We start from the raw sequence: 309 nt of genomic DNA on the forward strand, positions 1-309 counted from the left end.
CTGGCCGTGCCCTCGGTGGACGGCGTCAACGTGCTCAGCGGCGAAACCGCCGCCTGGGACCAGCGCGGCTATGTGTTCTCGCCCTACGAGCGCTACCAGATCACCGGCTGGCGCAAGAGCGACAGCCAGGTGGCGGCGTTCGAGTTCTCCCACATCGCCAACTCCTACGCCGCCCGCACAGGCCGGCCCGCCCATGTGGGCGTGATTGGCGTGGCGCTGTTCCGCGAGCAGCCGCCGGTGCCCCTGTCCGCGCCTGCCATCACCCCCGAGCCCTACAGCCAGCGCCGCGACAACGGCCTGGGCCTGGGC

1 pseudogene is annotated in these 309 nt (G+C 71.8%); it reads left to right on the forward strand.

Going from position 1 to position 309, the window contains the following annotated elements:
• Positions 1 to 309, forward strand: a pseudogene (locus DBV10_RS23275) (hypothetical protein); the annotation flags it as partial.

Source organism: Acidovorax sp. FJL06 (assembly GCF_003852545.1).
Classification (GTDB): Bacteria; Pseudomonadota; Gammaproteobacteria; order Burkholderiales; family Burkholderiaceae_C; genus Acidovorax.